General features: G+C 70.8%; 12 protein-coding genes. 4 read left to right on the top strand and 8 right to left on the bottom strand.

Translation table 11 applies throughout. The features are described from left to right. The first annotated feature begins 358 nt into the window (after nt 1-358). Nucleotides 359-1,735, top strand: coding sequence for a nucleobase:cation symporter-2 family protein (locus tag ACFYV5_RS12095; protein ID WP_389167425.1), 1,377 nt, complete (start codon nt 359-361; stop codon nt 1,733-1,735). Between the two features lie 60 nt (nt 1,736-1,795). Next, on the top strand, nt 1,796-2,500 hold the full coding sequence (locus ACFYV5_RS12090) for a helix-turn-helix transcriptional regulator (protein ID WP_355110336.1): 705 nt from the start codon (nt 1,796-1,798) through the stop codon (nt 2,498-2,500). A 68-nt stretch (nt 2,501-2,568) separates the two neighbouring features. Here the strand turns inward: ACFYV5_RS12090 and ACFYV5_RS12085 are convergent, their stop codons facing one another. The 6 genes from ACFYV5_RS12085 to ACFYV5_RS12060 all read right to left on the bottom strand — a co-directional run bounded on the left by ACFYV5_RS12085 (nt 2,569) and on the right by ACFYV5_RS12060 (nt 8,155). Continuing rightward, nucleotides 2,569-3,291, bottom strand: coding sequence for a DUF2470 domain-containing protein (locus ACFYV5_RS12085; protein WP_389167421.1), 723 nt, complete (start codon nt 3,289-3,291; stop codon nt 2,569-2,571). A 180-nt stretch (nt 3,292-3,471) separates the two neighbouring features. After that, nucleotides 3,472-3,858, bottom strand: coding sequence for a VOC family protein (locus ACFYV5_RS12080; RefSeq protein WP_355110338.1), 387 nt, complete (start codon nt 3,856-3,858; stop codon nt 3,472-3,474). Between the two features lie 85 nt (nt 3,859-3,943). After that, nucleotides 3,944-5,998 (bottom strand): pectinesterase family protein, encoded by a 2,055-nt coding sequence (locus ACFYV5_RS12075; protein WP_389167418.1) that lies wholly within the window; start codon nt 5,996-5,998, stop codon nt 3,944-3,946. 83 nt (nt 5,999-6,081) lie between these two features. Continuing rightward, the gene (locus tag ACFYV5_RS12070) at nt 6,082-7,377 is read right to left on the bottom strand and encodes a polysaccharide lyase family 1 protein (RefSeq protein ID WP_389167862.1); all 1,296 of its coding nucleotides are present in this window, start codon (nt 7,375-7,377) and stop codon (nt 6,082-6,084) included. A 327-nt stretch (nt 7,378-7,704) separates the two neighbouring features. Then, nucleotides 7,705-7,983 carry a hypothetical protein gene (locus ACFYV5_RS12065; protein WP_389167415.1) on the bottom strand — a complete coding sequence of 93 codons (279 nt, stop codon included), beginning with the start codon at nt 7,981-7,983 and terminating at the stop codon, nt 7,705-7,707. A gap of 4 nt (nt 7,984-7,987) precedes the next feature. After that, nucleotides 7,988-8,155: a hypothetical protein gene (locus ACFYV5_RS12060; RefSeq protein WP_389167413.1), complete on the bottom strand. Its 168-nt coding sequence runs from the start codon at nt 8,153-8,155 to the stop codon at nt 7,988-7,990. 245 nt (nt 8,156-8,400) lie between these two features. Here ACFYV5_RS12060 and ACFYV5_RS12055 point away from each other — a divergent pair, with 245 nt between their 5' ends. Continuing rightward, nucleotides 8,401-9,432 carry a hypothetical protein gene (locus ACFYV5_RS12055; RefSeq protein ID WP_389167410.1) on the top strand — a complete coding sequence of 344 codons (1,032 nt, stop codon included), beginning with the start codon at nt 8,401-8,403 and terminating at the stop codon, nt 9,430-9,432. A 222-nt stretch (nt 9,433-9,654) separates the two neighbouring features. On the opposite strand, the gene ACFYV5_RS12050 is transcribed toward ACFYV5_RS12055, so the two are convergent. Beyond that, nucleotides 9,655-10,167 (bottom strand): hypothetical protein, encoded by a 513-nt coding sequence (locus ACFYV5_RS12050; protein WP_389167407.1) that lies wholly within the window; start codon nt 10,165-10,167, stop codon nt 9,655-9,657. Nucleotides 10,168-10,227: 60 nt separating this feature from the next. Beyond that, nucleotides 10,228-11,070: a hypothetical protein gene (locus ACFYV5_RS12045; RefSeq protein WP_389167404.1), complete on the bottom strand. Its 843-nt coding sequence runs from the start codon at nt 11,068-11,070 to the stop codon at nt 10,228-10,230. A gap of 799 nt (nt 11,071-11,869) precedes the next feature. Between ACFYV5_RS12045 and ACFYV5_RS12040 the strand changes: the two genes are divergently transcribed. Further along, entirely contained in the window at nt 11,870-13,240 is a 1,371-nt protein-coding gene (locus tag ACFYV5_RS12040) for a Fic family protein (RefSeq protein ID WP_389167401.1), read from the top strand. The last annotated feature ends 63 nt before the right edge of the window (nt 13,241-13,303 follow it).

Here is a 13,303-nt window from a genome sequence, read left to right as displayed (position 1 = left end):
CTGTCTCCGGCCCGGGCCGTCCGCCCCGGCCCCTCACGCCTCCATGTCTGGACGCCTGGCCGCGCACCGGTAACCCCGGTGCCGCCAGCCGGTGCGCCGCCTGATCCACGCGGCCGCCCGGATGCCCCCTTCGAGGCTCTCCGCGCGACCCGACGTACGGGCTTCGCCGACGTCCCGATACTCCGGCGCCCCGACGTTCCGGCGTCGCGCCTCCCCGCGCACCCCGTTCCGCTCGTACCCCTGTGTTTCCCGTCGTTTCCCCTCGTTTCCCCGCTTCCTCTCATTCACCTACCCTCAAGGCAAGGCAGAGATGGCACCACTGGCCTCGCGCAGACGACCCCCCGCCACCGTGCACCCGGTGGACGAGGTCCTCCCGCTCCCCACCCTCGCGCTGTACGGATTCCAGCACGTCCTGGCGTTCTACGCCGGTGCGGTGCTCGTCCCCGTGATCCTGGGCAGCAGCCTCGGCCTCTCACGGCAGGAGCTCGTCTACCTCATCAACGCCGACCTGGTCACCGCAGGGATCGCCACCATCATCCAGGCGTGGGGCTTCTGGCGGATCGGAGCCCGGCTTCCGCTCGTCCAGGGCGCGACCTTCACGGCCGTCTCACCGATGATCGCCATCGGCCAGGGCGCGGGCGGCGGCACCGCCGGCCTGCTGGTGGTGTACGGCGCCGTGATCACCGGCGGGGTCGCGGTCTTCCTCCTCGCCCCGTTCGCCGGGCGCCTGGCCGCGTACTTCCCCCCGATCGTGACCGGCACCCTCCTGACGGTCATCGGCATCGTCCTCATCCCGGTGGCGCTCCAGGACGTCGCCGGCGGGGCGGGGCTGCTCGGCGGCCCCGGCTACGGGGACCCCGCCCACCTCGCGTACGCGGGCGGGACCCTGCTGTTCATCCTGGTGGTGGTGCGATTCGGCGGTCCGTTCCTGCGCAGTATCGCGGTCCTGCTCGGACTGGTGGGCGGAACCTTCGTCGCCTGGCTGCTCGGTGACGTCGACCTCGGGGCGGTCGACCAGGCCGACTGGCTCGGCGTCAGCACGCCCTTCCACTACGGTCTGCCACAGTTCTCGATCTTCCCGATGATGGCGATGGTCGTCGTCATGCTCATCACCATGGTGGAGACCACGGGCGACGTGTACGCCATGGGCGAGATCACCGGCCGGAAGGTCGACGGCGAGACGGTCGGCCGCGCGCTGCGGGCCGACGGCGTCGCCACCGTGCTCGGCGGTATCTTCAACTCCTTCCCGTACGTGGCGTTCGCCGAGAACATCGGACTGGTCCGCATCTCCCGCGTCACCAGCCGGTTCGTCGTGGTCGCGGCCGGCGTCCTCATGATCCTCCTCGGGCTGGTGCCGAAGGCCGGCGCCGTGGTGGCCTCCGTTCCCCATCCGGTGCTCGGCGCCGCGGCCGTCGCGATGTTCGGCATGGTCGCCACCGTGGGCATCCAGATCCTGGCCAAGGTCGACCTGCGGGAGGAGCGCAACGCCATCATCCTGGCCGTCAGTCTGGGAGCCGCGATGCTCCCGACAGCCGTCGCGCCCTTCTTCGACCGCATGCCCACCGAGGTGAAGGCCGTCCTGGGCAGCGGAATCACCCTCGGCACGCTGACGGCCGTCCTGCTGAACCTGTTCTTCCACGTGCTCGAGGGCCGCCGTAAACGGGAGGACATCGACTGGGACGGCCTCGCCGCGTACGACGACGGGACGGGGCCGCAGACCACCACGGCCCGCTGACCCGTCTCCGCCCCGCGGAGCCCGTCGCTCCGCGGAGCCGCCCACCGAGGTGATCCGCACGTGTCCCACCCCCCGTTCTCTCCCGCCCAGGCGCGGGCCGCACGTCTCCGCATCGGCCTCGCTCCCGAACAAGTCGTCGCCGCTATGGCCCAGTTGGGGCTGTACCGCCCGGTGGAGGCCCTGATGCGCTGGGAGTCGGGGGCGGTGGCGCCGTCGGAGCTCGAACTCTTCGCCCTGGCCAGCGCGCTGTGGTGTCCCGTACCCGTCCTCATGGATCTACGGCCCCGGTCCCTGCGCGAACACCGCCTGGCCCGGCAGTTCACCGCCGAACGCCTGGCCCAGCGCATCGGCATGGACGTGCGGGACTACGTACGCGCCGAGAAGGACCACCGCTGGACCGGAACCGACCGGCAGACCCTGCTCCTTGCGGACGCCCTGGGCCTCGAACCGGACGAACTGCGCACCGTCATGGGCCGGGCCGGCGAACTCGACGGCCTGCTCCGCCAGGCGGTCGAAGGCCGGTGGAAACAGCACACCGCCTCGGTCGCGCGGCTCGTGGGCGCGCACGAGCGGACGGTGGCCCAGGCGCTGCGCACCCTGCACCAGGAGTACGCCCAGTTCAACGAGCGCTACATGGGCCATCTCGTGGCCCGCAGCGACACCGCACGGCTGAAGGAGATCGCCACGGAGCGGGCCGGCTGGCTGCACGGCCTGTCCGACCGCTTCCTCCACCTCGTCGGCCACGGCTCCCCACCCTCACCCTGAGGGGGCGCCGCCGTACGGGTGCTCCCCGGCCGAACGCACGGCGGGCGAGACGGCCCGGGCCCGGACTGTCAGGGGCGCGGGGAAGGGTGCTGGTGGTGTGCGCAGCGGGGCGTGGTGAGGAGGCGGCGGACCTGCTCGCCGGCCTCGGCCGCGTCCCTGGCCGTGGCCGGGAAGAGGAGGCGCAGATCGCAGTGGCCTTCGTGGTACTCGCAGCGCAGGGTGATGCCGTGCCGGTCCACGGCGAGGGGCAGGGCGCGTACGACGCCGAGGGGGAGCCGTGACCCGGCGAGGACGACCAGATCCGCCACCATGTCCCCGTGGGCGTCGGCGAGATGCGTCAGCATCGCTGCCTCCTCGACGGCGAGCGGGTCGGGTTCGGCGCGCTCGAACGCGTCCAGGTCCACATCCCGCGTGCCCGCCGTGGTCCGCAGCGTCACGCGCGTCGGGTCGAGGCGCAGCACGCCGCCGCCCCCCGCCTCCGCCGGAGCGACTCGGCCGGTGATCGTCACCCTCGCTCGCACACGGTCGCGGAGCGCGGTGGGGGCGATGTCGGTGAACTCCAGAACGGCGCCGATGCCGCCTCGTTCGGCCGCGGCGACCTGGACGGCCAGCGGGCTGTCCGCCTGGGGGTGGAGCACGATCCGCCCCCTGCCGTCCACGGAGTGCATGCCGATCAGGTCGTAGTCCTGCCCGTTCGCGCTGAGCGACAGGGAGATCGCCCGGGCCAGTACGGAACGGACATGCTCCGCGGCGGGCTGCTCGGTCAGGGCGGTGTCGGTGGCGGCACTCAAGGTAACTCCTCGGGGGACGAGTCGGACGGGGCGGCTCACGGCAGGGGTGACCCACACGAACCCCTGGACTGAGGTAAGGCTAACCTAACCACAGCTCGTCCGGGAGTCCATACGCCGACGAGACGACCGAGCGCCCCACGCGGCCATCGGCCCCGTGGAGCGCTCGACAGCCCCGGCCGCTCAGCCCTCGGAGTCCTGCGGGTACCAGCGCAGTTCGACCGTGTTGCCGTCCGGGTCCTTGACGTAGACCGACTGCGCCGAGCCCCGCGCGCCCCAGCGCGGGACGGGGCCCTCCAGGACGTCGAACGTCCCGGAATCGATGACCTCCTGCCAGTCCAGGGGGTCCACGACCAGGCAGATGTGATCGACATTGGACTCGCCGCGCGGGCGGGAGAAGAGGTCGATGACGGTGCCCTCGTCGATGCGCACGGACGGGAACGGCACCTTGCCCGCCCGCCACTCCTCGACACGCTCGGGCGCGAGGCCGAGGGGGCCGGTGTAGAACTCGAGCGCCTTGTCGACGTCGGTCACGTTGAGCACCAGGTGGTCGAAGGCCTTGACTCGCATGGTGGTTCCTCGGCTTTCTCGAAATGCGCCTGTGTGGCGAGGCGTTGCGTGCACGAGGGCGGACCCTGTGGACCGCCCGAGGCACTTACCTTGCCATGCGCTGTGGGGCCCAGCCGTCGGAGCCCGCCAGGTAGGTGGCGACGGTGTGGGTCGCGGCGTCCGCGTCGCTCATCTGGGGGCGGTCCGGCGTCCTGAGGGCGCCGGGGCCGGTGGTGCGGTACTCGGTGAAGCGGGCGTCCTTCCAGGAGAAGCCGCCCATGTCGGTCCACGGCGAGGCCTTGATCGCGGCCGGCAGCTCGGTGTCGCGGATCAGGACCTGTCCGATCGCGTTCGGCTCGCCGCCCGGGTGCCAGGGCCGGCCGAGGTGGAAGGAACCGGCGGGCGCGTCGCTCACGATCCGCGAGTCGGTGATCAGGAACCCGTACGGATTGCCGATCCACGTCGAAGCGGCGGTGATGTAGCCGTTGTTGCTGTCCGAGCCGCGGCTGAGCGCCCTGATGACGGTGCGGTCGACGACGGCGGTGGCGCGGCCGTAGAGGAAGTCGACGTCACCTTCGAGGTACGAGTCGCGGATGTACACGCGGCTGCGCGTGGTCAGGTGGGGGCTGTCCACCATGAGGGTGTCCTGGTTGCCGAGGAAGCCCGTGTCGTCGAAGACCAGCCGGTCGCCGGTGGTCTTCACGGCGAGGGCCTGTTCGCCGTTGATCTCCACGGCCGCCTCGTCGAAGTCATTGGCGAAGGTGAGGTTGCGGGCGGTGAAGTCATTGCCCTCCACCACGACCGTGGCGCTGCCCCACGACCCCTGCGTGCCGCCGCCGGGCTTGGGAGCCCCCGCCGGGGTGTCGAAGACGATGAGCGTGTCGGACCGGTTCCGGCCGGTGCCGACGAGGGAGACGTGGTCGCGGCCACGCCCGACGCGTACCTTCTCCCGGTACGTTCCCGGGGCGAGGCGCACGGTGATCGGCCCGTCGTTCCCCGCCGGGACCGCGTCGACGGCGGCCTGGACCGTCCGGTACGCGCCGGGCACGTTCAGCGTCGTGCGTGTGCCGATGTTCTTCTGCGGGCCGGAGAACCGGGTCACCAGCGCGGGGACGGCCGCGGCCGGGTCGAGGCGGTAGTCGTAGAAATCCCGCGGTTCGAAGGCGGTGCCCCACTCGTCGTGCCGGCCGGTGGTGTTCTTGAGGATCGAGCCGCGCTCGACCAGTTCGGCGGTGGCGTCGGCCTGGTGGGGGTGCTGGACACCGTCGTAGTAGCTGTTCTCGATGACCATCTTGGTGCGCCCGCGGGACCAGGACCCGTACGACCACACGGGGTCGCCGTCGTCGACCTGCGACGACACGTAGTTGTTGTAGAGGTGGGCGTAGGCGCAGTTGTCGGCGGAGGGGTTGCGCTGCTTGGTGCCGCTGAACCAGTTGTGGTCGATGGTGACCTGTGTCTTGACGTTGCTGGTCCAGCCGATGCCGAACGCCTTGTTGTGGTTGTCGAAGTGGTTGTACGAGACGGTGATGTACTCGCTGTCCTTGCGCAGGTCGACGAGCCCGTCGCCCATGTGCGTCAGGCGGTTGTGGTCGATCCACACATGGCTGACGGAATCCATCTGGATCGCGTCGAAGTCGCTCGTCTTCCCGTCCCAGTCGCCCTCGACGTACGAGTCGCGGATGGTGAGGTTGCGGATGATGACGTTGCGCGTGCCGGGGGAGAGGTGCAGCTCACCGTGGACGATCTCGCCGGTCGTGCCGACACCGACGATGGTCTTGTTCGAGGTCACGTCGATGTCCGAGCCGAAGGGGTCGACCTCGATGCTGCCCTTGACGCGGATGATGTAGGGCTCGGCGGCGGACGCGTACCTCTTGAGCGACTCCTGGTCGGTGGCGGTGACGACCTTCCCGCCGGCGCCTCCGGTGGTGCCGCCGGCCAGTGAGGCGAAGCCGTGGGCGGTGTCGGAGAACGGCAGGCGGTCCGCGGTGGTGCCCGACTCGGACACCATCTCCGCCGACGATTCCGCCCCCGCCGCCTCCGCCGCCCGCGCGTCGTGGCCGACGGCGGAGGTGCCCAGGGCGGTGAGCAGGGCAGTGGCGGCGAGCAGGGCGCGGGCTCTGAGGCGCCTGTGGCTGTGGCTGAGGACGTGTGCGTGGTGCATGGCGGCTCCCAACAGGGGATGTGTCAGGGGGACGGGACAAGACAGGACGGGACGGGGCGGGTGGGCGGCTCTGCGGCTCGTCGTCAGGACGCTCTTCCGGCGCCCGCGCGGGACGCCACGTCACGGTCGGCCTGTTCGGCGCTGGTGACGGGGCCGTGCAGGGTCGGCGCCCAGCCGACGTCCGGGGTGAGGTCGCGCTCGCTGCCGGAGTTGTAGCTGTTGTTGAGGGCGAGCAGGTCGACCGGGAATCCGTTGAAGAGCGTGCCGGTCGCGTGCAGGGCGCTGCCGTTCCAGCTCTTGACGAGATCGGCGGCCTCGATGTGGCCCGGAGTCGTGAACGCGTTGTTCTCCGCGTACACGGCCGACTCGGTGGAGACGCCCAGGGCGTAGCGGAAGTCGTGGGCGTCGGCCGGTACGACGTACCGGTTGTTGTAGAGGTGTACCTGGCCGAATCGGACGCGCGGGGCGCGCTGCACCACCGAGGTGAACTCGTTGTGGTGGAGGGTGACACGGAGCTTGCCCCTGTCACCGGTCGCGGTGTCGCTGTTGCCGATCAGCATCGCCTTGTCGTGGTCCGCGAATCGGCTCCAGGACACGGTGACCAGGTCGGATCCGTTGGTGATGTCGAGCAGACCGTCGTGGCGCAGGTAGTTGCGACCGAAGTGCGTCGGCTCGTCGGCGTCGGAATGCCCGGCGTCGGAGACGGTGACGTGGTCGATCCACACATGGGTGGCGCCCCGCAGCCACAGGTTGTCGTACGCGGTCTTCCAGTCACCGAGACCGCCGCTGTTGGGCTGCCAGGCGGGGAAGCAGTCGTACGCGTCACGCAGGTCCAGGTTGCGGATGATGACGTTGTCGGCGTCCCGCACCTGCAGGCTCGCGCCCTTGAGGACGGCGCCCGAGCCGAGTCCGACGAGGGTGGTGTTCGAGCCCACGGCCAGTTCGACCCGCTCGGCCTGGCGGGCGGCCGACGCACGGCGCGCGTCCTCCTGAGGGCCGGAGGGCTTGGCGCCGCCCCAGGACCGGGGGTCGTAGGCCGTCAGGTACGCCGACAGGTCGTAGCCACCGGTGGCGTAGTCGTCGCAGGTGAGGGGTGCTCCCTTGTCGTCGGTGTTCGCGTCGATCGCGCCGGCGATACGGATGATCTTCGGTACGGCACTCCCTCCGTCGAGGGCGCGGACCAGTCCGGCGCGGTCGTGCACGGTGAAGACGTGTGCCTTGTCGGCGGCGGCACCCCCGGTGGTTCCGCTGCCGTACGCGGCCCACCCGTCGCCGGCCGGGAGGGTCTCACGGCTGAGGTCACGCCCCTCGGCGGAGGCGGGCACGCTCAGCGCGGCGAGCAGTCCGGCGCCGAGGGTGATGTGGAGGAGTCGGCGCAGGGCGAGAGGGGAGGAAGGGGTGGGCACGATCGGCACGCCTCTCAGATCTCGTGTATCGCGTCTCGTATATGACGGACGAAGTGCAACGGGCTGAACGTAGAAGCGGGCGGATAATTAGTCAACGCTTCTTACAAAAGCCGCTGCGGCGAGGTGGAAGGCGGGAGTGTGCCTCGAACGCCGAGGTGGGGGCCGCTGGTTGGAGAACTGAGGGCCTGGCGTGGCGGTGTCGTGTGTGTTTGTGTACCTGACAGCTGTTCAGATAAGTGGACGCCGGAGCGCCGACCTCACGGGGTGTCCCGTAGGGCCGGCGCCGACAGAGGGTGGACGTCAGCAGGCGTCGACCCAGTCGTGCGAGGAGACGTTGTCGTTGACGAGCTGGCCCTTGCCCGCGCCGGGGCTGAAGAACCTCAGGCCGGAGAGGGCGAGATCGGGAAGGGAGTGGCCCTGGTGGAGGCAGACCCAGGAGCCGGTCCAGTCCACACCGTAGAAGAGCCGGACGTCCTCGGCGCGTCCCGGGACACCGGAGGCGCGGGGACGGTCACCGCGGACGACCGGCTTCTGCACGACGTGGAGCAACTGCTGCTGCGCGACTGTATGCGCCGGCACGGATTCACGTACCGCGTCTTCCCGCTCGACGACGGAGGACGGCGGACGCCCGTTCGCCCGGGGGCGGTTCGCCGAGGTGGGTCGGCATCGTCGTGGCGAGCGCGAGCAGGGCGCCGGCGACGGCCACGATGGAGGCGAGGAGCGAGCGGCGGGCATGGCTGTTCCGGGGCATGGCGATCTCCTGCGGCGGTCGGGGAAACGGTGTGCCGAGACCTGGAACAGGCAGCCGCACCAGCTCGTCACCGTGCTCGCCCGTCGTGATGGGACTCGCTGAATCCCCACCCGGCGCTCGGGGCTGGGACGGACCTGCTCACCGGGATTCCCCACCCCAGCAACCGCTGAGCTCACCCGGTTGGGGGAGGGAGCTCGTTCCGGCGGCCGACGCCACGCCGCCGCAGTCGATGCGACGTTCAGAGCATGACCAGTGATGAACGGACGATAAAGGCACTCTGGAGCGACTGGTGGCAGCGATGGCCGCGCTGGGTGGCCAAGGCAACGGTGCTGTGGGCGGTCCTGTATGCCGGCTTCGGCCTGGCGTGCGTGCTGAGCGGGACCTCCTTGCCTTACCACGGCACTGACTCGGGGGCCTCCGGGCTGGGTTGGGTGGTCGTGGCGGTGGGTGCGCTGGCAGCTTTGGTCAGTGGAGCGGTGGTGCTGTACGGGCTGCGGCCGGCGTTGCGGGTGCTGCTCTGGGTGGTCTGCGCCCTGGCCGGGATCACTGCGTTCAGCCTGCTGATGGATGTGATCACGTTGATGCTGGGGCAGGGAGTGGGCAGCAGGGCCTCCGCTGCGAACAAGGCCCTCTCGGCCGTCGGGGCGGTCCTGCTCGCGGCCACGGCCCGGTCCGACCACCAGTCCACCGGTAGTGCCGTACGAGCACCGTCCGCTGCACCGCCGATCGTCCGACTCGCCGCTTGGGCAGGGACGCTGGCCTTTGTCCCGTACGCGGTGATGAAGCTGGTCTGGGCGTCCGGCGGGACATTCGCTGGGATCACCGGTGAGGAGATGCTCGCGATCTCGGAGCGCAACGGCGCCTCGGAGATCTTCCTCACTCTGGAGTCCTGGGGGCTGGACCCGACCGCGTTGCTGGCCGTGCTCGGCGTTTTCCTGCTCTGGGGCCTGGTCCGCCCGTGGGGTCAGGTCTTCCCGCGCTGGACGCTGTTCCTGCGCGGCCGGCGGGTGCCGCGCTGGCTCCCACTCGCCCCGGCTCTGCTCGGCGCTGCCACGCTCGCCCCGTACGGCGTTGTGGGGGTCGGATACTTGGCCCTGGCCACGGCCGACGTCGTGACGATGCGGCGCGGCGACTTCCACTCCTCGGGCGACGCGCTGCTGGTCGGCTGGATCGGGATGGTCGCCTTCGCCGTCTACGGCATCGCCCTGATCATCGCAGCTCGCTCGTACTGGCTCCGGACGCGTCCCGCTTACCAGACGACGGTCGCCACAGAGTGACCGTCCTTGGCCCGTCAGATACCGCTGACTGGCCACGGAGCATTTCAACTGGCCACTGACAGGAAGGGCGAGCCGAGAGTCCAGGATGAACGAAACACCGCCGCAATCGCCCCGAGCTGCTCGGCACGGCCCCCCACTCCGAGGCGGGCCGCCCAGGCCCCAGTTGCCGAAGCAGCCGGTTGGGGAACGAAGAGCAGCCCTGGGGAAAATCCGAGATCCGCATCATACGGCCGCCGCCCTGGCCCGGAAGGCCGGACAACCAGTCAGCGACACGGTGCTGCATGAGATCGAGCAGACCCTCCACGGCGTGCTTGCCCACACGGATGTTGCCGAGCTGTGGGCGAAGGGCCGGCTGGTGAAGGTGCCCGAGGCCGCGGTCGCTTCGCCGTCGCCCCGCAGGCGGCGCCCGTTCGCCCTGCCCCGGCCGAGCAGTCCGCGCCGAAGAAGAAGGAGGGCCGGGAGGATGAGCACCGGCTGCGCGAACTCGAGCGCGCCCGTGCGGCGGCGGAGGAGGCTGGCGCCGCGGTCGCTCAGCGCGAGCGCGAGCTCGGAGAGGCGAAGCAGGCGCAGAGGGCCGCCGCGGCGAAGGCCGAGGAAGCGGCCGAACAGGTCGGCCCCTTGGAGCGTGAGCTGCAAGAGGCCCGGCAGGTCACGCTCAAGGCCGCGGCGGCTGAGGCAGAGGCGGGTAGGGCGGTGAAGATCGCCGCCTTCAGCCCGGCCATCGTGCTGTTTCACGCGGGAAACAGCACACGGCTGGTGGATTGTCTGCGTTCTCTTTTCGACCATGAGGGCTGGTCAGCGGCGTGCCGTGACCAGGGCTCGCCAGCGGGCGGGCACGGCGTCCACGTCGCCGGTCCACCGCACCGAGGTGGAGGCGGGCAGGGGCAGCGCGGCCAGCTCGTGGGCGATGTCGAGGCCGAGGTCGCGGTGGGCCTTGGCCCGGAAGTACAGGGCCATTTCGGCGAGCTCGGCAGGCAGCTGGCCGGTGTCGAGGAGGTCGGTGAGCCGCTCGACGGTCCGGGAGCGGTGCTCGTGTTGGCGGCGTGCAAGCGCGGCAAGCAGGTCAGTGAGCGCGTCGGCGGCGGTGGCCGGCCCGTCGACGTCGGGGAGAGGGAGGGGCTCCCAGACGTAGTCGTCGGTGTACGCGTACGCGGCGTCGGTGAGCCAGCCGAGGTCGAGGCGGTGGTCGCGGGTGAGCGCGAGGCCCTGGCGCAGGCAGCCGACGAGCAGCCGCCTGTCCGGTCCTGCCGCCGCCCGCCACTGCTCGCCGAGCGTGTCCAGGGCCCGGGCCGCGGCGGCCTGCCAGTCGGCGTCGGTCCACCGGTCGTCGGTGGCGTCGTCCGCGGTACGCAGCGTCGCGCGGATCAGGGCGTGCAGGTGGTACGGCCACAGCGCGAAGGGATCGGTGCGGACGAGGGGCCGTTCGACGAGCCGGGCGGCCGCGGCCTGGTGGGTGAGCCCGGCCGTGCGGGTGGCGAGGGTGAGGTCGAAGGCGTCGAACAGGCTGACGGAGCGCAGGATGTGCCGCTCGTCCGCGGTGAGGTCGGCGAGCGTACGGGTGATAAGGGCTGGGAAGTCCGCCTCGAAGTCGGCCGGGGCCGGGGTGTGTCCAGTGCGGCGGAGCTCGAGGAAGCGCATGACGGCGAGGTCGAGGTAGAGCGGCAGGCCGTGGGAGCGGTCGGTGATGACGGCCCGCAGTTCCGGACCGATCAGGGACTCGCCGTCGCGGACCAGGCGGCGGGCGAGGTAGTCGTCGCAGTCCTCCGGGGAGAAGTCGCCGATGAGGATCTGCCGGCCGCTTGTGGCGCCGGTGGTCCGCGGGCCGGGAACCGCGTTGGAAACGGACTGGGCGTCCGCGGTGCCGTCGTCGGCGGTGCCGACGGGCTCGCCGGCTTCGCCGACGGTGCGTCACCGCCCCCTGCACACCCCGATATCAACGCCGCCGAGGCCACCCCTGCCGCGACGACCCCCACCCTTCGCACATGTCTCATGGGGCGCAGAATGCCACCGAAACCGAGCCGGGGGATCGAGAACCCGTCGATCGGGGATCACCTACAGCAAGGCGCGGAGCCTGAGCAGCAGCGGGAGCCCCGCCGTCGCCCCATTCCAAGGCCGAACAAGCCGAGTGGAAGGAGCTCGCCGAGCAGGACGAGGCCCCGTGAGCACAGATCGTCGTCCCCGGCGCCGAGCCGGGCGGCGACGACTTCCCCACCAGGATCCACCTGGCCAACTCCCTGAGGGTACGAAGCGCAACCGGCCGGCGCGTCTGCGTTGCATCACCTCGGAGCTGGTGTCGTGCGCAGGGTGGATGACAGCGCGGCGCAGGGTTCTGTCCGTGGGCCCTACGTTGTTGGTGGGTGGACACGGCGGGTCCAAGGGGCTCTCTCGTGTGGTAATCCGTTTGCACCGGAGTCGGGTGGAAGCGCAGGCTTGCGCGGTGATTGTCGACCTGGCACCCCGCTTTCTGACCTGGGACGATGTGGACCCCGACCGTCATCCCTTCGACAGCGCGTCGGCGCCGCAGGTGGTGCGGTCCCTCGGGCCCGCCCGTCAGGTGCCCAGCCGCTCCGACATTCCCTACGGGGCCCGGGAGATGAGTGACTGGAGCTGGAGGGAGGGCACGCCCTGGGCGGATGCCATGTCGTATGCCCTTGCCGAGCACTACGGCCGCTGGACCGTGGGCTGGCGCTGGTCGCACGACGAAGGCGACTTCGACGGAGGACCCGTCGGGAACTGGTGCTGCCCAAGGGACTCGATCACCACCCCGGAGGAAACGCTCGACCGTGTCACGGCGGCCCTGTGCGAGTGGCGCGCATGGCTGGAGAGCCTCGCCGGCTGGTTCGACGCGTACCCGCTGGCCCTTGCCGACGTGGACGACCAGCGGATCCTGTGGGAGTGCGCCGCCCGGAACCTGATCCTCCAGGTGACCGACCGTACTGGCTGCGGCAGCGGCTGGTACGGCCACTGCCGACAGGTGCTCACCTGGTTCCTCAGCCGCTGGGGCGTCGCACCCGACCTCGCGGAGGATCTGGTCGACCAGGCGATCGGCGGGCGGTTCGAGAGCTGGACCGGCCCCGACGCGGTGCTGGTCGACGATGTCGCGGAACGGTTCGCGCTGTCGCTCCGGCCGGCCGACGGCGAACGGTCCACCGAGCCCACGCCGGACCACCTGGAGCGCTGGCTCGCGGTGCGCGAGACCGTGGCGTGGCAGGAAGCGCCGGATGGCGGCGGGGACGGACCGGTGACCCCGTCGCGCGATGGCGCCGCGGAGGATATCCGCGCATTCGACGGCGCCCTGGACCCTGACCGAGCCAAGGGCCTGCTTGCCGCCCTGGAACTGGTACGGACGGAAGCGGCGCGCGGAGCCTCTCTCGGCTTCGAACTGCTCCAGCACTGGCAGCAACACGTCCTGGGCACACCGCAGCCGCCGCCCTTCCGCGATCTGCCCGCCTTCGCCAAGGCAGGCCGGGAACGCTACGGCATCAGCCCGGACACCCGAGCCCGCCTCGATGCCTGCCTGGCCGAGAGCGCGAAAGACGCACAGAGGCCCCTTCCCCTCACAGCCCGCGCCGCCCGCGCCTATCTCGACGTCTGCTTCTTCCACCCCTTCGACGACGGCAACGCCAGGTCTGCCTTCCTCACCCTCGTCTTCGTCCTCGCCCGCGAGGGTGTCACGCTCGACGAGGTCACCCTGCTGCGCCGTGTCACGTTCCAGGCCGACGAGCCTGCGGACGCGCTGATCCTCGCCCGGTACATCGACGTGCACCTCACGGAGACCCGGCGCACAGCAGCGATTCCCGGTTCCTAGCCGGTGAGTCGACGCCCTCACCGGAGGGAAGCACCCCCGCCCCGACATCCGCGGCCCCATCCA

Origin of the sequence: Streptomyces sp. NPDC003035 (genome assembly GCF_042888285.1) — a bacterium.
GTDB lineage: Bacteria > Actinomycetota > Actinomycetes > Streptomycetales > Streptomycetaceae > Streptomyces.
The sequence above is the reverse complement of the archived record's forward strand: the minus strand, read 5'-3'. Positions and strand labels throughout refer to the sequence as shown.

Bases quoted from the DNA above. Each gene is read 5' to 3' on its own strand.
- ACFYV5_RS12080 (WP_355110338.1), bottom strand. From the start codon at position 3,858: ATGCGAGTCAAGGCCTTCGACCACCTGGTGCTCAACGTGACCGACGTC.
- ACFYV5_RS12075 (WP_389167418.1), bottom strand. From the start codon at position 5,998: ATGCACCACGCACACGTCCTCAGCCACAGCCACAGGCGCCTCAGAGCC.
- ACFYV5_RS12060 (WP_389167413.1), bottom strand. From the start codon at position 8,155: ATGCCCCGGAACAGCCATGCCCGCCGCTCGCTCCTCGCCTCCATCGTG.
- ACFYV5_RS12055 (WP_389167410.1), top strand. From the start codon at position 8,401: ATGACCAGTGATGAACGGACGATAAAGGCACTCTGGAGCGACTGGTGG.
- ACFYV5_RS12045 (WP_389167404.1), bottom strand. From the start codon at position 11,070: ATGCGCTTCCTCGAGCTCCGCCGCACTGGACACACCCCGGCCCCGGCC.